At 48.5% G+C, this 19,537-nt stretch carries 15 protein-coding genes; 12 read left to right on the top strand and 3 right to left on the bottom strand.

Translation table 11 applies throughout. From position 1 onward, the window contains the following. The first annotated feature begins 2 nt into the window (after positions 1-2). Genes carA through pyrE form a run of 6 tightly spaced genes read left to right on the top strand, consistent with a single transcriptional unit; the run spans position 3 to position 7,248 of the window. On the top strand, positions 3-1,085 hold the full coding sequence (carA, locus tag ACFFLE_RS10115) for a glutamine-hydrolyzing carbamoyl-phosphate synthase small subunit (RefSeq protein ID WP_380572125.1): 1,083 nt from the start codon (positions 3-5) through the stop codon (positions 1,083-1,085). Then, entirely contained in the window at positions 1,078-4,254 is a 3,177-nt protein-coding gene (gene carB, locus ACFFLE_RS10110) for a carbamoyl-phosphate synthase large subunit (protein WP_380571682.1), read from the top strand. The genes carA and carB overlap by 8 nt, the downstream gene beginning before the upstream one ends. Before the next feature lie 8 nt (positions 4,255-4,262). Continuing rightward, a complete protein-coding gene (locus ACFFLE_RS10105) occupies positions 4,263-5,012 on the top strand; it encodes a dihydroorotate dehydrogenase electron transfer subunit (protein ID WP_380571680.1) in 750 nt (249 codons plus the stop codon). Beyond that, positions 5,009-5,935, top strand: a complete 927-nt coding sequence (locus tag ACFFLE_RS10100) for a dihydroorotate dehydrogenase (RefSeq protein WP_380571678.1) — start codon at positions 5,009-5,011, stop codon at positions 5,933-5,935. The genes ACFFLE_RS10105 and ACFFLE_RS10100 overlap by 4 nt, the downstream gene beginning before the upstream one ends. After that, positions 5,935-6,633, top strand: a complete 699-nt coding sequence (pyrF, locus tag ACFFLE_RS10095; RefSeq protein ID WP_380571676.1) for an orotidine-5'-phosphate decarboxylase — start codon at positions 5,935-5,937, stop codon at positions 6,631-6,633. The genes ACFFLE_RS10100 and pyrF overlap by 1 nt, the downstream gene beginning before the upstream one ends. After that, the gene (gene pyrE, locus ACFFLE_RS10090) at positions 6,634-7,248 is read left to right on the top strand and encodes an orotate phosphoribosyltransferase (protein ID WP_380571673.1); all 615 of its coding nucleotides are present in this window, start codon (positions 6,634-6,636) and stop codon (positions 7,246-7,248) included. Between the two features lie 42 nt (positions 7,249-7,290). Here the strand turns inward: pyrE and ACFFLE_RS10085 are convergent, their stop codons facing one another. Both ACFFLE_RS10085 and pulA read right to left on the bottom strand, forming a co-directional pair. Beyond that, the gene (locus ACFFLE_RS10085) at positions 7,291-8,973 is read right to left on the bottom strand and encodes a phospho-sugar mutase (protein WP_380571671.1); all 1,683 of its coding nucleotides are present in this window, start codon (positions 8,971-8,973) and stop codon (positions 7,291-7,293) included. After that, a complete protein-coding gene (pulA, locus tag ACFFLE_RS10080; protein ID WP_380571668.1) occupies positions 8,936-11,029 on the bottom strand; it encodes a type I pullulanase in 2,094 nt (697 codons plus the stop codon). The genes ACFFLE_RS10085 and pulA overlap by 38 nt, the downstream gene beginning before the upstream one ends. Before the next feature lie 158 nt (positions 11,030-11,187). On the opposite strand from pulA, the gene glgB reads away from it, so the two are divergent. Genes glgB through glgA form a run of 4 tightly spaced genes read left to right on the top strand, consistent with a single transcriptional unit; the run spans position 11,188 to position 16,790 of the window. Next, positions 11,188-13,113: a 1,4-alpha-glucan branching protein GlgB gene (glgB, locus tag ACFFLE_RS10075; protein WP_380571666.1), complete on the top strand. Its 1,926-nt coding sequence runs from the start codon at positions 11,188-11,190 to the stop codon at positions 13,111-13,113. Between the two features lies 1 nt (position 13,114). Further along, positions 13,115-14,272, top strand: a complete 1,158-nt coding sequence (locus ACFFLE_RS10070; protein ID WP_380571663.1) for a glucose-1-phosphate adenylyltransferase — start codon at positions 13,115-13,117, stop codon at positions 14,270-14,272. Further along, positions 14,265-15,365, top strand: coding sequence for a glucose-1-phosphate adenylyltransferase subunit GlgD (gene glgD, locus ACFFLE_RS10065; RefSeq protein ID WP_380571661.1), 1,101 nt, complete (start codon positions 14,265-14,267; stop codon positions 15,363-15,365). Before ACFFLE_RS10070 ends, glgD begins: the two co-directional genes overlap by 8 nt. A 24-nt stretch (positions 15,366-15,389) precedes the next feature. After that, entirely contained in the window at positions 15,390-16,790 is a 1,401-nt protein-coding gene (gene glgA / locus ACFFLE_RS10060) for a glycogen synthase GlgA (RefSeq protein ID WP_380571658.1), read from the top strand. A 42-nt stretch (positions 16,791-16,832) separates the two neighbouring features. On the opposite strand, the gene ACFFLE_RS10055 is transcribed toward glgA, so the two are convergent. Then, the gene (locus tag ACFFLE_RS10055; protein WP_380571656.1) at positions 16,833-18,533 is read right to left on the bottom strand and encodes an Rqc2 family fibronectin-binding protein; all 1,701 of its coding nucleotides are present in this window, start codon (positions 18,531-18,533) and stop codon (positions 16,833-16,835) included. A gap of 140 nt (positions 18,534-18,673) precedes the next feature. Between ACFFLE_RS10055 and gmk the strand changes: the two genes are divergently transcribed. Together gmk and rpoZ are read left to right on the top strand one after the other, a co-directional pair. Further along, a complete protein-coding gene (gene gmk / locus ACFFLE_RS10050; protein ID WP_380571654.1) occupies positions 18,674-19,297 on the top strand; it encodes a guanylate kinase in 624 nt (207 codons plus the stop codon). Continuing rightward, the gene (gene rpoZ, locus ACFFLE_RS10045) at positions 19,297-19,491 is read left to right on the top strand and encodes a DNA-directed RNA polymerase subunit omega (RefSeq protein WP_380571652.1); all 195 of its coding nucleotides are present in this window, start codon (positions 19,297-19,299) and stop codon (positions 19,489-19,491) included. The genes gmk and rpoZ overlap by 1 nt, the downstream gene beginning before the upstream one ends. Positions 19,492-19,537 lie beyond the last annotated feature (46 nt).

The raw sequence follows: 19,537 nt of genomic DNA, 5'->3' as shown, positions 1-19,537 counted from the left end.
TGATTAAAGAGAGAAGATATCTTGTTTTGGAAGACGGTACCGTATATGAGGGGTATCCTTTCGGCGCCAATAAGGCAGCAGAAGGCGAGCTCGTCTTCAACACTGCCATGACTGGCGCTCAGGAAGTCATCACTGACCTCTCCTATACCGATCAGATCATCACCTTCAGCTATCCGCTGATCGGCAACACGGGCGTCAATATAGAAGACAACGAATCTCTGAAGGCGACGGCTAGGGGGGTTGTTGTAAGGGAAGCTTGTACAGACCCATCTAACTTCCGCACGACGGAGACGCTGGATACATTCCTGAAGCGACATGATATACCAGGAATCAGCGGCATCGATACGCGCAGCATCACAAGGAAACTAAGGGATGGCGGGGTCATGAAGGCAGTGATTACAGATGAGGCCTATCACGAAGACCTGATCGAGCTTCTGCAGCACTCCTCCTTCAGGACCGACCAGGTAAAGCGGGCATCCACCAAGAATCCGTATATCTCCACAGGTACCGGCCCGCGGGTGGTGCTGATAGATTACGGCAAGAAGGAAAACATCGTCAGACAGCTGAATGCACTCGACTGTGACGTGACGGTCGTACCGCACGATACAACGGCGGATGAAATCATCGAGATGAGACCTGACGGCATAATGCTGTCGAATGGTCCTGGGGACCCGGCCGATATACCCGACCAGGTCAAGACCGTCAAGGCACTCCTTGGCATCCCGCTCTTTGGAATCTGCCTTGGCCATCAGATACTCGGAATCGCATGTGGCGCTTCGACATATAAAATGAAGTTCGGCCACCGTGGCAGCAACCATCCAGTTAAGAATCTGGCCACCGGAAAGATTGAAATCACTTCACAGAACCACGGCTTTTCGATAGATGGTGCCTCACTGGTCGGTACAGGCCTAGAAGTCACCCACCTGGCACTCAACGACAGGACGATAGAAGGACTGCGCCACATTGAGTACCCGGCGTTCTCGGTGCAGTTCCACCCGGAAGCGGGCGCAGGTCCCCATGACTCTGAATACTTGTTCGAGGAATTTGTGGAATTGATGAAACAAAAGGAGGCCAACCATGCCTAAACGTCAAGATATAAAAACAATTCTGGTCATCGGCAGCGGTCCGATCATCATCGGCCAAGCTGCAGAGTTCGATTACGCAGGCACCCAAGCGTGCCTGGCATTGAAGGAAGAGGGGTACCGCGTCATTCTCGTCAACTCCAACCCAGCAACCATCATGACGGATAAGGAGATAGCTGATGTTGTATACATCGAGCCTCTGACGCCGGACTTCATCGCCAGGATCATCCGCAAGGAGCAGCCGGATGCACTATTGCCGACACTTGGCGGACAGGTTGGTCTGAATATGGCGGTCGAGCTCGATCGTCTGGGCATCCTCGAGGAAAATGGGGTGGAACTGCTCGGCACAAGACTCGAATCCATCAAGCAGGCAGAAGACCGGGATCTTTTCAGACAGCTGATGAATCAGATGGAAGTACCAGTACCGGATTCGGATATCATTACAACGCTTGAAGAAGCCAAAACATTCCAAGAGCGTGTAGGGTATCCATTCATCGTACGTCCTGCATTCACAATGGGCGGGACAGGCGGAGGCATCTGCCATAACGATGCGGACTTGAATGAGATTGTCGCAAACGGATTGAAATACTCTCCTGTCGGGCAGTGTCTTGTGGAAAAATCGATCGCAGGATTCAAAGAAATAGAGTATGAAGTCATGCGTGACTCGAACGACAATGCGATTGTCGTCTGTAATATGGAAAATATCGATCCCGTCGGCATCCACACCGGAGATTCCATCGTCGTCGCGCCGACCCAGACATTGACCGATAAAGAGCATCAGATGCTCCGGGACGTGTCGCTCAACGTCATACGCGAGCTGGGGATAGAAGGGGGATGCAACGTCCAGCTTGCACTCGACCCCCATTCCTTCGACTACTACATCATCGAAGTGAACCCGCGGGTATCGCGCTCATCCGCCCTTGCTTCCAAGGCAACCGGCTATCCGATCGCAAAACTTGCGGCAAAAATCGCCATCGGCATGACGCTTGATGAAATGATCAATCCGGTGACGGGTACAAGCTATGCTGCCTTTGAACCGACCCTTGATTATGTAGTGTCGAAGATTCCGCGCTTCCCGTTCGATAAGTTCGAAAAGGGAGAACGGAAACTCGGCACCCAGATGAAGGCCACCGGTGAAGTCATGGCTATCGGGCGGACATATGAAGAGTCCCTGCTGAAGGCAATCCGTTCCTTGGAATACGGCGTCCATCACCTCGGGCTGCCTAACGGAGACCAATTCGAACTGGACTACATCAACGACATGATAAAGAAGCAGAGTGATGAACGACTGTTCTATATCGGTGAGGCATTAAGGCGGGGCGTAGATAAGAAGACCATCCATGAATGGACGAAGATAGATCTATTCTTCCTGAGGAAATTTGAACACATCATCGAAATAGAGCATGAGCTGAAGGAGAACCCAGGGTCGCTTGATCATCTCAAATGGGCTAAAACCTATGGCTTCAGCGATAAGGTCATCGGACACCGCTGGAATATGGAGGAAGAGGAAGTCTTCGGCATCCGCAGACAGGAAGGCATCATGCCGGTCTACAAGATGGTCGATACATGTGCGGCTGAATTCGAGTCCAACACTCCATATTTCTATGGCACCTACGAACTTGAAAATGAATCAGCGGTCAGCACCAGGGAAAAGATAATCGTACTTGGAAGCGGTCCGATCCGAATCGGACAGGGTGTGGAGTTCGACTACGCCACCGTCCACGCAGTATGGGCAATCCAGGAAGCCGGTTATGAAGCGATAATCGTCAATAATAACCCCGAGACTGTCTCCACGGATTTCTCAATATCCGATAAACTGTACTTTGAACCGCTGACCCATGAGGATGTCATGAACATCATCGAGTTGGAACAGCCAAGAGGCGTAGTCGTCCAGTTCGGTGGCCAGACGGCCATCAATCTGGCTGACGGCTTGGAAGAAGCAGGGGTCAAGATCCTCGGCACATCCCTTGATGATCTGGACCGCGCCGAAGACAGGAAACGCTTCGAGGCACTGCTGCGCGATATAGATGTGCCCCAGCCTCTCGGCAAGACTGCCACGAACGAACAGGAGGCGCTTGAAAACGCTGAACTGATCGGCTATCCGGTTCTCGTCCGTCCGAGCTATGTCTTAGGAGGCCGTGCGATGGAGATCGTCCACAGCAGCAAAGAACTGAAAAATTACATGCGTGATGCCGTCAAGGCTTCACCGCAGCACCCGGTTCTGATAGACCGCTATCTGACGGGCAAGGAGATAGAAGTGGATGCGATCAGTGATGGTGAAAATGTCATCATCCCTGGAATCATGGAACATATCGAACGAGCCGGCGTGCATTCTGGAGATTCTATCGCGGTCTATCCACCTGTTACACTAAGCGAAACAGAGATCGATACGCTTAAGGACTATACGGTAAAATTGGCGCTTGGACTGAAGACAATAGGACTCATCAACATCCAGTTCGTTATCGCTGACGGTGAAGTGTATGTCCTCGAAGTGAACCCGCGCGCCAGCCGGACGGTACCGTTCATGAGCAAGATCACTGAAGTGCCGATGGCCGCCCTTGCCATGAAGGCGATACTGGGAGTGAACTTGAAGGATACTGGACACCCGATGGGATTGGCGCCATTCCAGGACGGTTATCACGTCAAAGCACCGGTCTTCAGCTTCAGTAAGCTGAAGAATGTGGACATCACACTTGGACCGGAAATGAAATCGACTGGTGAAGTCATGGGCAAGGATATGAGCTTGAACAAAGCATTGTATAAGGCACTGGCAGCAAGCGGGTTGGAAGTCAAGGACCATGGCACCGTTCTCTTCACTGTGGCGGATAAGGATAAGGAAGAAGCAGTGGCACTCGCCCAGAGACTGTCGCAATGTGGATTCAGGATAATGGCTACGGAAGGGACCGGAAAGGCGCTTGAGTCACGCGGCATTTCCTGCATCACCGTCGATAAGGTGCGGGAAAAGGAAAATAGTCTGCTTAAGGATATCCAAAACGGCAGCGTGCAGATCGTGATCAACACAATGACAAAAGGAAAGCAGGTTGAAAGGGACGGATTCAGGATCAGAAGGGAATCTGTAGAGAACGGTATTCCATGCCTGACATCACTTGACACGGCACGTACCTTGGTTGAAGTGATTGAAAGCATGACATTCAATATGGAAAAGATGTAGGTGATCATATGAAGACACTCATGACCATAATCGCCAATGACGAGATTGCCGATCGGATATTCGAGATGGAACTTGAAGGGGCGCTCACATCAGATATGAAGACGCCCGGACAATTCGTCCATGTGCGCATCGACGGGTCGACGGAGCATGTGTTGAGACGCCCCATTTCTATCGCCGGCATCGATCAGGAAGCTTCACGCTTTACCATCGTATATAGGGCGGATGGCGCAGGGACTTCAAAATTAGCGGCCAAGCGTGCCGGGGAGACGTTGGATATACTATCGCCCCTCGGCAACGGTTATCCGCTGGAACGTGACAGGCATGTACTCATAATAGGCGGGGGCATAGGTGTGCCGCCCCTTTATGAATTGTCCAAGCAGTTGAATGCCCGTGGCGTGAAAACCACCCATGTATTGGGATTCAATTCACAAAAAGATGTTTTCTATGAAGATAGATTCAGCGCACTCGGAGACACATATATTGCTACGGCTGACGGTTCTTATGGTATGAAAGGCTTCGTTACAGATGTCATCGAAACACTTGATGGGCCTTTCGACCGCTTTTATGCATGTGGACCGAAAGTCATGCTTGGGGCACTTTCCGAGACGATGGAAATTGATGGCTATATTTCGTTAGAAGAACGAATGGGCTGTGGCTTTGGTGTATGCTACGCGTGCGTATGTGAAACAACCCAAGGCGACTATATCAAGCTCTGCACAGAGGGTCCGGTCTTCAGGAAAGGAGAAATAGTGTTATGAACAAAGAGGCAATGCATATCTCCTTGCCGGGGTTGAACCTTAAGAACCCGGTGATGCCGGCATCCGGATGTTTCAGTTTCGGAGAGGAATTTTCACGGCTCTATGATCTTTCGCAACTCGGCGCAATAATGATCAAAGCTGCAACGCATGAAGCAAGAAAAGGGAATCCGACCCCACGTGTGGCAGAGACTTCAAGCGGCATGCTGAATGCGATTGGACTCCAGAATCCAGGAGTCGAGCACATCCTTCAGCATGAGCTCAAATTCCTGGAGCAGTACGATGTGCCCATCATAGCGAATGTTGCAGGCACTGAGATAGATGATTATGTGATGGTCGCGGATAAAATATCCAAAGCGGATAACGTCAATGCGCTGGAATTGAACATCTCATGCCCGAATGTCAAAGCTGGGGGTATCCAGTTCGGCACTGATCCTGAAACAGCCCGCCGGCTGACCGCTGAAGTCAAAGAGGCCTCTGATGTCCCTGTCTATGTAAAACTTTCGCCGAACGTCACAAACATCGTCGAAATGGCTAAAAGCGTCGGGGATATAGCCGATGGACTGACAATGATCAACACGCTTGTAGGCATGAGGCTCGACACGACAGGCCGGCCGATCCTATCCAACATCACTGGCGGATTGAGCGGTCCGGCCATCAAGCCGGTCAGCCTGAACATGATCTATCAGGTCCGGCAGCACATGCCTGATTTGCCGATAATCGGGATGGGGGGCATTTCAACAGTGGATGATATACTCGACTATATTTCAGTGGGTGCTGATGCTGTGGCGGTCGGCACGATGAACTTTACTGATCCCATGATCTGTCCAACTCTAATTGCAGGGTTGGAAGAACGCTTGAAAGATATGGGCATCCATCATATCCATGACTTGAAGGGGCGCGCCTACAAAAGGGAGGAAGACTAATGAACAGACCAATAGTTGCACTTGATTTCAGTACAATGGAGCAGGTGCGCGCATTTTTAAAACACTTCGATGAACCACTGTTCGTCAAAGTGGGTATGGAACTCTATCTGCAGAATGGACCGGAAGTCATAAAAGAATTGCGAAGCATGGGGCATGATGTCTTCCTTGACCTGAAGCTCCACGATATTCCGAATACAGTCGGCAAGGCGATGGAAGGGCTCGCTGCACTCGATGTCCAGATGACGAATGTCCATGCACAGGGGGGAGTAGCGATGATGAAGCGCGCTGCCGAATCGTTCAGGAACTATAATCCTGACGGGCTGCTCATTGCGGTTACCCAGCTTACATCGATGAGCGAAGAAGTGGTCCGGGAAGAACTGGGTTCCAGGTTGAGCCTCGATGAGAGCGTCGTTCATTTTGCCAAACTTGCGCAATCTGCAGGTCTTGATGGTGTCGTATGTTCTCCTCTTGAAGCAGAGCTTATACATGAAGCCTGTGGCAAAGAATTTATAACCGTCACCCCGGGGATACGCATGCAGTCGGATACGCAGGATGACCAGGTACGTATCATTACACCTGAAGGGGCTAAAAGTGCCGGGTGCGACTATATTGTGGTGGGGCGTTCCATCACCAGGGACCGGGATCCATCAGAAAAATACCATAGGATCAAAAAAGAATTTGAAAGTGGGGACAAATAGATGGAATTACGCACTGCAGAAATACTTCTTGATGTAGGAGCCGTAGAGCTGAGTCCTGAAGCACCTTTCACTTGGGCGAGTGGCATAGAATCTCCCATATACTGTGACAACCGCAAAATAATAGGGGATATAAAGGCAAGAAACGAGATTGCGGACGCATTCGCCTCAGTGATCAGAGAACACATGCCTGAAGCAGAAGTCATTGCCGGAACCTCCACCGCTGGAATTCCACACGCTGCGTTCGTCAGTGAGCGTCTGCAATTGCCGATGTGTTATGTGCGGGGAAGCAAGAAAAAGCATGGTAAGGGGAATCAGATTGAAGGCGCGGATATCTCCGGAAAAAAAGTGGTGCTCATCGAAGATCTGATTTCCACCGGTGGTTCAAGCATTGAAGCGGCTGAAGCCTTGAAGGAAGGTGGGGCTGATGTGCTTAAGGTGATCGGAATCTTCACCTACGGGCTGCCTCAAGCTACAGAAGCGTTCAATCAGTCGGGCTTTACCCTATATACATTGAGTAATCTCGATGCACTGGTCAAGGTAAGTGCCAATCGCGGCACGCTTTCTGATGGTCAACAGAAGACAATCATGGATTTCAAGACATCATTATCAAAATAAAAGCTCAAAATGGAACTTCAGTTCCATTTTGAGCTTTTTTCATCATACCCCAAAGATCATGTCATTTATGAATTTTGCCTCCTGTTCAATATGTTCACTGTCTAAAGAGGCGTAGAGTTTAATCTTCGGTTCCGTGCCTGACGGCCTTAGGGCGATCCAGCCATCCGCAAAATGAATTTTGATGACATCCGCCTGCGGGAGTTCAATCTTTTCTGTCCGGCCGTCCTGATATGTCCGGGTCTGAGTCTTAAAATCTTCAGACATGATCACTTCCCTCCGGTCGAGCTTTTTAGGGGTGTTGGTCCGGAACTGCCTCATGATTTCATTGATTTCCTCCTTGCCGCTGGTCCCTTCAAAGGTATGACTGAAAAGGACTTCCATGCGCCTGCCGTATGTTTCATAGATTGATTCCAATACATCCACAAGCGTCCGGCCTTCGTTCTTCAGCGCGCTTGCCATCGAGACGAGGTACGGTACAATCTGTATGGCGTCCTTGTCACGCACGAATGGTTCAAGGAGAAAACCGTAGCTTTCTTCATAGCCGAATATGAACTGTTTTTCGGGATTGTCCTCAAGCAATTTGATCTGCTCGCCGATATACTTGAAACCAGTCAGAACTTCTATCATCTCTGCACCTTTGTCTTCTGCAATCTTACGGCCCAAGTCACTTGTCACAATCGATTTGATGACGACCGGACTTGGTCCATCGTGGTTATCCAGGCGATGATTGAGAAGCAGTATACCGAGCTGGTTGCCGTTCAAATGGACATACTCACCATTATGCAGGACCTGCACTCCAATTCTGTCGGCGTCGGGATCTGTTGCAATGAGCAGATCGGCTTCGTTCTTGCTGCCGAGTGTCCGAGCCCCTTCAAACGCAGACTCGTTCTCCGGGTTTGGAGATTCGACTGAAGGAAAATCACCATCGGGGCGACATTGCTCTTCGACCAGTTGATAACCGTTGAATCCAAGTGTATCGAGCAGCTCGGGTACAATCGGTACACTCGTTCCATGAAGGCTTGTAAATACGACTTTAAGGTCAGATTTTGGAATTCCTGGAATGAACGCAGTGATTTTCTGTTTGTAATGCTCTTCCATTTCAGTGGAAATGTATCCAGCGTCTCCGTTTTCCAACGCTTCTTCAAATGGAGTGGAGGTAATGTTGAATATATCCTCTATCGCATTGATCTTGTCACTGAGTAGTGAAGCAGGCCGATCGATCAGCTGGGCGCCATCCGGACCGTACACTTTGATGCCGTTATACTCCGGTGGATTATGGCTTGCCGTTATCATGACACCGAGGTCCGCATCGTGTTCCCTGACATGGAACGAGAGCTCCGGTGTTGAAATATATTGTTTCGAGAGCTTGACTGAAACATTGTTGGCAGCAAGGACACTCGTCATGGCCTGGGCGAACTCGGGTGAAAAGTGGCGGGTGTCATAGCCGATGACGACGAGTGGGCCATCATGATCTTTAAGGCTATGTGCAATGCCGAGCGCCACTTTCTCGACTGTATATCGGTTCAGACGGTTCGGTCCGAGGCCGATTTTTCCTCTTATGCCTGCTGTCCCGAATGCAAGCGTACCTGTAAATGCGTCACTCTTCTCTTCTTCTGGTAGACGGTCGTACTGCTCCTGTGTGATGAAACTTCCCTCGATATGCTTTTCCCATTGTGTTCTTTCCACTTCAATCACCTTCCTGGTCTGTTGTGTATTGGTCGACATCGGCCATCTTCCTCAGTATAACGATTTCATACCCTTTGATGTAGAGGCTGTTGGCATATATGGCCTTATCATGCCAACGCTGGTTGGAGAGTATGATCCTATAGGACTCATCCGAGCCATAGCCGAGCTCGACGGATTTTTCCGTCGGGTTGATGATGATCATAAACTCGCTCGCCTCATAGCTGATCTGCACCCCGAAGGCTTGCGGCAAGTTGTTGAACGTCATGAACGTAAGCGCCTTTTTGATTTCATCGGGATTTTTCAGGCGGAAGACATCTTCTTCCAGTCTGAAACGAATCACTGCTTTGATGAATTCAATATTGTCCTGATACTTGGCTCTGCGGTTCCAATCCATGCGGTTCAGCAGATCACTTAGATTATAGGTATTCCCATGACCATACTTGGTTCTGAAGAATTCCTGTCCGGCATGCAGAAACGGTGTGCCGAATGATAGCAGGGTCAGTGCAGTTGCAAGCTGATGCTGGCTTTCAAGCACATACTGCCGCTTGTCCGAGGAGTACTTGAGGCGGTCATATAGCGTATGGTTGTCATGAACTTCCACGTAATTGATGCTCATACCCGGGTTGAATGCCTTGAAACTCCCTGTAAACATTTCTCTTATGGCCTGGGCGCCCTGACCATCACCATTTACATACCCCTTTTCGCTCAGTTCAAAATTGCTGCCTTTGATCGCATCTCGGAAATGATCGTTGAAGAAATGCACATTCGGAACACGATCTGCAAATTCAGGGAGTGTCTTCTTATGATACTCCAAGGCTGTCGGCAGGTCCCAACCTTCCCCGAGCAGAAATATTTCCCGGTCCTGTGCTTTTGAGATGTGTTCTATACCCTGCATCGTTTCGATGTCGAGTGCCCCCATAAGATCAAACCGATAACCGTCCACCCGGTAGAAATCGAGCCAGAACTCCATCGTGTCAAGGATGAAGCGGCGTGCCATCATTTTCTCTGAGGCGAAATCATTGCCGACTCCCGTGCCATTCGACAAGGATAGTTCAGCATTATGCCTGAAGTAATAGCCGGGCACCAATTTCTCGAAACTCGAGTGTTCCACCTTATATACATGATTCAAGACGACATCCAAAATGACTTTCATGCCATTCTCATGTAATGTAAGTATAAGTTTTTGGAGTTCAACGATGCGGCTGATTGGATCTGACGGATCAGTTGCATAACTGCCTTCAGGCACCATAAAGAAATGGGGGTCATATCCCCAGTTATAGCTTTTATCCCGGTTCAATTCATCGACGGTCGAAAAGTCATTGACCGGCATCAATTCTATGTGGGTGACCCCTAGCTCCTTCAGATAATTGAGCCCGCTGCTCAGGCGGTGGCCGGTCTTTGTATCTTCCGTCATCCCGAGATAGAGGCCTCTCCATGCTTCACTGACACCGCTGTTGGGATGACTGGTGATGTCTCTTACATGGGTTTCGTAGATGATTGCCGAATCATTCGGGATATCTGGTACATGATGTTTCCGGTAGTTGGGGTTGATGCGTTCGAAATCGACAACCATCGCCTCTTTTGCGTTGGCTGACACTGCCTTTACATACGGATCGATGACGAAATGCGTCACATGATTGTGGCTCACTTCGAAATGGTAATGCTTGCCGTGACAATCCTGGGAAATGACTTTTTCAAAGTAGCCGCCAATTTTATCCATGTTATAAGACTGGCCATCAAGAAGCAGTCTGCACTGGAAGACTGTCGGAGCAAACACCCTGAAAATGGTCTGTTCTTTTGTATAGATGGCACCCATCTGCTGATCGGTTGCATATTTCAGGTCGAATTCTGTAGAAAAGGTGTAGCGGCCCATCTTGAGTGGCGTGTGCTGCCCACCTATAATCAGAAAAGTGAAGTGATTGAGGTTCAAGGGGTGTGCCAGCGAAACGGTGGTGCACTTATTGCTGATATGGGTCGGATGGATTTCAAGTGCTTCGTCATTCTGCATCACAGAAATGGAGTCTGTATTTTTAGAACTGGCATTTTTTTTGACTATGGTAATCTGATCTGATGCATCTAGATATGCGTCATACATAAAGATCCTCCATCTGGTTGTAGTAAATGATTTTTGCATGTATAATTATTCTTTGAATAAATATTCTGAAATTGCTGTAAATGTATCATTCCAAATTTATAAGTTGCATCATCATAAAAATGGGTATGGACATAGTATAACGTAAAGGGGGAGATATTTTGAGTGCAGAGTGGTTGGAAATGGATAAATATCTGTTTCACCAGGGCACCCACTACAATGCCTACCAATTCATGGGGGCTCACGTTTTGGGTGATGAGGTGCGGTTCATCACCTGGGCGCCGAATGCTACGCACGTGCAGCTCGCGTGCGAGCACAATGACTACAGCGGTGAAGACATGGATTTTGAGCCTTTTGGCGATCAAGGTCTCTGGATCTTCAAAACCCCCAACATGAAAAAAGGGGAGGCCTATAAGTATAAGATTTATTTTCAGGGCACGTCCCATCTGAAATCAGACCCCTACGGATTCTACCATGAGCGGCGGCCGGCAACAGCCAGCATCGTCCATCACGATGATTTCACCTTTACGGATGATGGATGGATGTCGAAAAGGGGCCGGAGCAATGTCTATCAGGAGCCGATCAGCATCTATGAAGTCCATCTGGGGACTTGGATGAGACACACCGTGGACAGTGCAAATTATGGCACCGTCGATGAGCTGACTGATGCTGCCCATTTCAGCTATGATGAAATTGCCGAAGCACTGGTGCCATATGTGGAAAAAATGGGATACACACATGTAGAGTTCATGCCTTTGACTGAACACCCCTTTGACTTGTCCTGGGGGTACCAGGTGACGGGCTACTTCTCTCCGACCAGCCGTTTTGGGGAGCCGACTGGATTGAAGCGTCTGATCAACCGTCTGCACGAAGCGGGAATCGGTGTCATCATGGACTTTGTACCTGCCCATTTCTGTAAAGACGCGCATGGATTAAGGATGTTTGACGGCATGCCTGTCTATGAACATCCTGATCCGAGAATTGCTGAAAAACGTCAGTGGGGGACATTGACGTTCGATTACGGACGGCCTGAAGTACAATCTTTCCTCATCTCTTCGGCGATGTATTGGTTGCGTGAATTCCACATCGACGGGCTTAGGATCGATGCTGTCCACAGCATGATAGACCTGAACTTCGAAAACCATGAAGCCCAGGATAAAATCTATAACGAAGATGGCAGCGAAACCAACATTGCCGGGGTGGAGCTGCTGAAGAAATTGAATAAAGCTGCCTTCTTGTATGATGAAGCGCTCCTTATGATGGCGGAAGATTCTTCCGATGAGGCGAAGATTACCCACCCGGTCCATACCGGCGGGCTCGGTTTCAATTTCAAGTGGGATCTCGGCTGGATGCATGACCGGCTTGATTATATGGAACAGGATTTCTACGGACGGGCAAACATCCACAATAAGCTCACGTTTTCGATGGCATATAAGTATAATGAGAATTATTTGCTGCCTCTGTCCCATGATGAGGTTGTCCATGGGAAGAAATCCATAGTCGATAAGATGGCAGGAGACCAATGGCAGAAATTTGCGCAGACCCGATTGTTATATGGCAATCAGACTACAGAACCAGGGAAACAGCTGCTGTTCATGGGGCAGGAAATAGGGATGTTCCATGAGTGGAAGGATAAAGGACAGGTCGACTGGCACCTTCTCGAATATCCGTACCATCATTCCCTGCAGAAATATACTGCTGACCTGAACGCGTTATATAGGGCGCATCCTGAGTTCCATAAATGGGATTATGTGCCTGAAGGGTTCAGGTGGCTGCTTGTCGACGATAATGCGCATTCCGTCCTAAGCTATGTACGCAGATATAAGGAAACTTTTAAAATATGCATATTCAACTACCGTCCGGAAGTATATCATGATTTTAAGATTCCAGTGCCTGAACCCGGCGTCTACCGGGAAATCTTCAATAGTGATGAAGACAGATATTCAGGTTCCCACGTCATAAATGACGGCAGGCATTTTTCAATGGATGAACATTATATCCGTGAAGACCAATATATAAAAGTATCCATCGCACCACTTGCTTTTCAAGTATTCGATCTAGAAGATGACACAGACAGGAGGAAGTAATATGACATCTAATACTGTAGCCATGCTGTTGGCAGGGGGAAAGGGGACACGGCTTGGCGAACTGACGAAAGACATCGCCAAGCCAGCTGTACCATTTGGGGGAAAGTATAGGATCATCGACTTTACAATGAGCAACCTGGCCAATTCGGGTATTTCGACAGTCGGAGTGCTCGTACAATACTCACCCCTGATGCTCAACAAGCATATCGGCATCGGTAAGCCTTGGGGGCTTGACAGGCAATATGGAGGAGTCAGTGTGCTCTCGCCGCATTCCAACCGTGAGGGTAGCGCCTGGTTCAGTGGTACGGCGGATGCAATCGTCAAGAATCTGCATTTTATCGATCAATATGAACCTGATGATCTGATTGTCCTGAGTGGCGATCACATCTATCAGATGGATTACACCAAAATGCTCGAATTCCACCAGGCCAATGATGCCGATGCCACCATCTCGGCAATTGAAGTGCCCTGGGAAGATGCCAGCCGATTCGGCATTCTGAACACGAATGAGGATATGAGCATATATGAATTTGATGAGAAGCCCGAGGAGCCAAAGAACAACATGGCTTCAATGGGAGTCTACACCTTCAAATGGAAGACGATCAGACCGTACCTATTAGAAGATGAGGAGAATGAAGACAGTGACCACGACTTCGGGAAGGACATCATCCCGATGATGCTGTCAGATGAAAAGAGATTGTTCGCCTACAATTTTAAAGGTTACTGGAAAGATGTGGGCACAATCAAAAGTTACTGGGAAGCAAATATGGATCTGCTGAAAGACGATTTCCAAACCTTGCTGATGTCCAAAGAATGGCCCACTTATTCTAACGAAGAAAATCGACCACCGGAGTACATCGGAGAGACATCAGAGATAACAGATTCACTCATCTCCCCGGGTTCCTTCATTGAAGGGAAAATCGATAATTCGATACTCTTCATCGGTGTGGAGACGGGTAAAGGCTCCATTATAAAAGATTCCATCATACTACCTGATGCTGTGATCGGCGAAGGTGTCCGACTTGAGCGGGTGATCGTCACTTCGGGAGTCGAGGTGCCGGATGGCGCTGAAATACTCGCCAAGGATGAAGAACCTATCGTCATCAGTCATGATACTTTAAACGACTATCTGCCAAAGGGGGGCAATCATAATGGATAATGAAATATTGGGGCTGATCAATCTCCAGCCCGAACAGGATTACCTGGATGAATTGACTTATTTCAGGAGCGGCGGATCAGTGCCATTCATGGGACGCTACAGACTGATCGATTTCGCGATCACCAGCATGAATAATTCAGGCGTCAATGTCATTGGAGTATTTGCCGGCAACAAATTCAGGTCCTTGCTCGATCATCTGAACCGCAAAGAAGATTTTGGCATTGAGGGAAGACAATCCAAAATATTCGTCCTGCCCCCTGACTGGAACGATCCAACCGATGTATCGGAGGGAGATCTGAAGCACTTCCACAACCATTCGGACCTGTTCAGCCGTTTTAAAGGGAACCACGTGCTCATCTCAGGGTCCCAGTTCATATCGAATACCGATTATTCTGAAGCGGTGGAAGAGCACATCAAAAATGACAGGGACGTGACATTCGTTGCAGAAAAAGTTGAAACCCCTCCAGAAGGGCCGATTCTGCGACTTATTACAGAAGGGGATCAGGTCGCTGGATTTACACACGACCAGGAAAATCCGCACCTTTACACAGGCGTTTACATCATTAAAAAAACCGTCCTGATGAATATCGTCACATTCTGCATAAACAACTATAAGCCGAGTTTCTTCCATAATGGCATAAGGGAGAAGCTTGAAGAGTATAATACAGGTTTTTTCGATATAACGGCAAAGACACATTATTTCCATTCGATTGAAACATATTTCAACAACAGCATGGCATTGCTGGAAAAAGACCGCTACCGCAAATTCTTCTTCGGCAAGAACAAAGTGAAGACGAAAGTGAGTACCAGACCGCCTACGCTCTATAAAAAAGACAGCAACGTCAAAAAATCGATCGTGGCGAATGGCGTCACGGTCGAGGGCAAAGTGGAACGCTCGATAATCGGCCGCAATGTCAAGATTGGCAAAGGGGCGGTCATCAAGAACTCTATCATTTTTGCAAACTGTACAATCGAACCTGACGTGCATCTGGAGAATGTGATATTGGATAAAGACGTCAGGATTACAGAAGGGCGCCAGCTGATGGGTTCTGAAGAAAAGCCTTATGTCCTGGCCAAGCGTACAGAGATCTAATTTGAAATGGGAAGAAGTGACGGCATGAAACATGTACTTTTTGCTGCAAGTGAATGCACACCGTTCATCAAATCAGGCGGGTTGGCCGATGTCATCGGCAGCCTGCCGCAGGCACTTGTCAAGGAAGGGGCCGAGGTGTCGGTCATCCTCCCCTTATATAAGGAAATCATCCATTCCGAATATCGCCGGGAGATGGAGGAAGTGATGATCTACAATACGCCGGTGGGGTGGCGCAACCAGTATACCCGTATCCTGAAATATACGGATAGGAAAGTCACCTACTATTTTGTAGATAATGAATACTACTTCAACCGTGATGGCCTCTATGGATATATCGATGATGGGGAGCGCTTCGTCTACTTTTCGAATGCCATCATTGAATTTATGTACCGTATAGATGAAAATTATGACGTGCTCCATTGTCATGATTGGCAGACTGGGGCTGCTGTTGCAATCGGCAGCATCAAACGGCCACAGCCCGGCATGAAGATTGTCTATACGATCCATAATATTCAGTACCAAGGATGGATGGAGCCCTCCGCCTTCAGCGATATGTTCAACTTCGGCATGGAGCATTTCGCAGGATTCGAGTGGCAGGGTATGCTTAACATGATGAAAGCAGCCATCCATCATGCGGATGTCATTACGACCGTGTCCGAAACATATGCCGAAGAGATTCTGACGCCGTTTTTCGGAGAAGGCCTGGAAACCGTGCTTGAATACAGGAGGCATGATCTCCATGGTATTATCAATGGTCTGGATATGACAGAATATAACCCCCTGAGGGATGATGCACTTGACTATAGATACCGATCCTCATGCAAGACCAAACTGAAAAATAAGATGGCGCTGCAGAGTGCCCTCGGATTGGAAGTGGATGAAGCCATCCCCATGTATGGCATTGTGACTCGTCTCGTTTCCCAAAAAGGTCTCGATCTCATCACACATGTCATGCATGAATTCCTGATGGAGGATGTCCAGCTCGTCGTACTCGGGTCAGGAGATCAGCAGTATGAGGATTATTTCAGATCACTTTTCCAGAATTTCCCCGGAAAGGTGCATGCGACGATCGGGTTCAGTGAATCCTACGCCAGGAAAATCTATGCTTCCAGTGATTTCTTCATCATGCCGAGCCTGTTTGAACCGTGCGGCCTGGGCCAACTGATCGCGATCAGATATCTAACGGTTCCAATCGTCAGGGAAACGGGTGGATTGAAGGATACGGTCGTGCCATATAACGAATTCAACCATGTTGGGAACGGTTTTTCATTTGAAAAATATAATGCCCACGAATTGCTCGATGCCATGAGGTATAGCCGATCCATCTACCAGGATAAGGCGCATATGGATGCTTTGATCCATAACATGATGCAATCGGACTACAGTTGGGCAAAATCAGCTGAACGCTATATGAGCCTCTATTGAAGAAAAGCCACCTCCAAAATATTTTGGAGGTGGCTTTTTCCACTATGCTTCGGGTTGTGCCATTTTCATCACTTTTCCGCGGTCCGGAGTGACGTTTACGGTCTGCTGATCAGTATAGGTCACAAAGCCCGGTTTTGCGCCACTGACTTTATGCACATGGCGAACTTTGGTGAAATCGACAGGCACCGACTCCGAGTCCCGTGCCTTGGAGTGGTAGGCTGCTATCATCGCGGCATCCAGAATATCCTGCTCTTCTATTTCGCCCTCAGTATGCAGGATGACGACGTGGGAGCCTGGAATGTCCTTCGTATGGAACCACAGATGGTTGTTCTGAGCTTTTTTACTCGTCAGGTAGTCGTTCTGCTTGTTGTTTTTGCCGACCAGTACATCAAGTCCATTCGTCGTCCGATAAGGATGAAGCTGAATTTTATGCTTTTTCTTCTTCGGCTGTCTCCGATTGTTCTTGATGATGCCCTGCTCACCCAATTCTTCCCTTATCTCTTCAACTTCTTCTTGAGTGCTGATGCTTTCCATCTGATGGAGCAGTGAAGAGAGGTATCTAATGTCCTCATATGAGCGTTCCAGCTGTGTAGCGGCACTGCTTTCGCGCGTCTTCAGCTTATTGTACATCTTATAGTAGCGTTGGGCGTTTTCGCTCGCCGTGCGGTTCTTATCGAGGGGGATGATCAGAGGCTCATCGGTATAATAATCGATGACTTCGATGCTTTCATCGTATGGTTTGACCTGATGCATATAGGCAGTGAGAAGTTCTCCATACTTTTGGTATTCATCCATCTTCTCCGCTTCAGCAAGGTCTGCCTTGAGCTTTTCTATCTTACGTTCTGTACGGTCATATTCACGTTCGATCAGGTGGACATAATCCTGCGCCTTCTGTCTGATGAGTGACTTCCTGTACCTGTCATGGTAATAGTCGTCCATCAATCCGGAGAGCGAATCATATGTTGCATCCGGTGCACCGAGGTGACTGAGTGGAGTGAAATAGAATATTTCAGAGTCCCCGTCCGTATAGAGCACAGGTTTTATCTCTTCGGCCTGATGCATGGCCTCTTTTATTGCCGGTACGATGGTTTCAGTGGTGAAGTAGCCGGCGAGGTATTCGACTTCCTTGACGAAAAGGGGGCTGAATCCTTCTACATTATGGAGGATCTGCCGGCCTATCTTCCCTCTGTTGAAGTCGATGTGTGCGGTAACTGACTCTATATCCGCCGTCCTCGGATTGAGTTTCGGCTCAGTCGGCGGGGCCGAATACGGGAAGCCTGGCATGATGGTCCTGCTGTTGTTGTTCGGTGTGAGGTGTTTGATGCCGTCCTGGATGATGTAGTCGGCATCCGTTATGATGATGTTTGAATGCCGTCCCATGATTTCCAGGATGAGTATGCGCCTGATCGGGTCGCCAAGTTCATTCCGCGATTGGATGTGCATTTCAACCCGGCGGTCGTTTCCGACTTGTCTGATGGTTTCAATGATGCCGCCTTCAAGATGTTTTCTGGCAACACGCAGAAACATCGGCGGATCGAATGGAAATTCATATTTATGTTTTGTCAGGTGAAAACGTGCGTACATGGGATGCGCACTTATCAGAAGGTTGTGGTTTGCACCTTGTGCCCTGACTTTGAATATCATGCTTGTGTCATCCATCTGCTGTATCTTATTTATTTTCCCGCTGCGGAGACTATCCAACTCCCCCAATAGGGCGTGGACAAAATTACCGTCGAATGCCATGGTTTCATCCTCCTGTTTTAGACTAATGAACATTTTAACATGAATTGTACCTTGTTTGTCACAGGCCGTCATTTGATGATGAATTTTTCTCCTGGTTATGGTACATTAGGAGATAATCACAAATAGAAAGGTTACGTGTTATGACTTCAGAAAAGGGATTGCTGATTGTACTCTCCGGCCCATCGGGTGTGGGGAAAGGCACGGTCAGAAAGGCGATTTTCGATCATCCTGATACTGACTTCAAGTACTCGATCTCCATGACGACAAGGGAGAGGCGAGAAGGGGAGACGGATGGCGTCGATTATTTCTTCAAGAGCAAAGCAGAATTCGAAGCATTGATTGAAGCAGATAAATTCATTGAGTATGCAGAGTATGTGGGCAACTACTACGGCACTCCGGTGGATTATGTGGAGGAGACCATGTCAAAAGGACATGACGTATTCCTGGAGATAGAAGTCGAAGGGGCAAAACAGGTGAGGGAAAAGTTCCCTGAAGCCCTGTTCATCTTCCTGGCCCCACCGGACCTCAACCAATTGGAGCAGCGTCTTGTGAACAGGGGGACAGACTCTCCTGAGATCATCAAACACCGCATTGATGAAGCGAAAAGAGAACTTAAAATGATGAACCTTTACGATTATGTCGTAATCAACGACGATGTGGACACTGCGCGCGGACGGGTCCAATGCATTGTCGAAGCGTCCCATATGAAACGGGCACGTGTAGAATCCAAATTGAGAAAAATGCTACTGGAGGTCAATCAATAATGCTATATCCATCCATACACGATCTGAAGAAGAATGTCGACTCGAAATATCTGGTTGTGACGATGGCTGCCAAACGGGCACGTCATCTCCAGGATGAACCGGATGACCTTATCTTGGAAGAGTATAAGACTCTGAAGACGGTCAGCCGGTCGCTTGAAGAAATTGCTGCAAATAAAGTTAAGGCAAGAAACTAGCTGACAAATTTTGTCAGCTTTTTTTAACAGCCCATCGCGGTAGCGG

Origin of the sequence: Salinicoccus siamensis, assembly GCF_042429615.1 — a bacterium.
GTDB lineage: Bacteria > Bacillota > Bacilli > Staphylococcales > Salinicoccaceae > Salinicoccus > Salinicoccus siamensis.
The sequence above is the reverse complement of the archived record's forward strand: the minus strand, read 5'-3'. Positions and strand labels throughout refer to the sequence as shown.

What these genes read in the sequence shown, in the direction of transcription:
- carB (WP_380571682.1), top strand. Translation starts at nt 1,078, where the DNA reads ATGCCTAAACGTCAAGATATAAAAACAATTCTGGTCATCGGCAGCGGT.
- ACFFLE_RS10105 (WP_380571680.1), top strand. Translation starts at nt 4,263, where the DNA reads ATGAAGACACTCATGACCATAATCGCCAATGACGAGATTGCCGATCGG.
- ACFFLE_RS10100 (WP_380571678.1), top strand. Translation starts at nt 5,009, where the DNA reads ATGAACAAAGAGGCAATGCATATCTCCTTGCCGGGGTTGAACCTTAAG.
- pyrF (WP_380571676.1), top strand. Translation starts at nt 5,935, where the DNA reads ATGAACAGACCAATAGTTGCACTTGATTTCAGTACAATGGAGCAGGTG.
- pyrE (WP_380571673.1), top strand. Translation starts at nt 6,634, where the DNA reads ATGGAATTACGCACTGCAGAAATACTTCTTGATGTAGGAGCCGTAGAG.
- ACFFLE_RS10085 (WP_380571671.1), bottom strand. Translation starts at nt 8,973, where the DNA reads ATGTCGACCAATACACAACAGACCAGGAAGGTGATTGAAGTGGAAAGA.
- pulA (WP_380571668.1), bottom strand. Translation starts at nt 11,029, where the DNA reads ATGTATGACGCATATCTAGATGCATCAGATCAGATTACCATAGTCAAA.
- ACFFLE_RS10070 (WP_380571663.1), top strand. Translation starts at nt 13,115, where the DNA reads ATGACATCTAATACTGTAGCCATGCTGTTGGCAGGGGGAAAGGGGACA.
- glgD (WP_380571661.1), top strand. Translation starts at nt 14,265, where the DNA reads ATGGATAATGAAATATTGGGGCTGATCAATCTCCAGCCCGAACAGGAT.
- glgA (WP_380571658.1), top strand. Translation starts at nt 15,390, where the DNA reads ATGAAACATGTACTTTTTGCTGCAAGTGAATGCACACCGTTCATCAAA.
- ACFFLE_RS10055 (WP_380571656.1), bottom strand. Translation starts at nt 18,533, where the DNA reads ATGGCATTCGACGGTAATTTTGTCCACGCCCTATTGGGGGAGTTGGAT.
- gmk (WP_380571654.1), top strand. Translation starts at nt 18,674, where the DNA reads ATGACTTCAGAAAAGGGATTGCTGATTGTACTCTCCGGCCCATCGGGT.
- rpoZ (WP_380571652.1), top strand. Translation starts at nt 19,297, where the DNA reads ATGCTATATCCATCCATACACGATCTGAAGAAGAATGTCGACTCGAAA.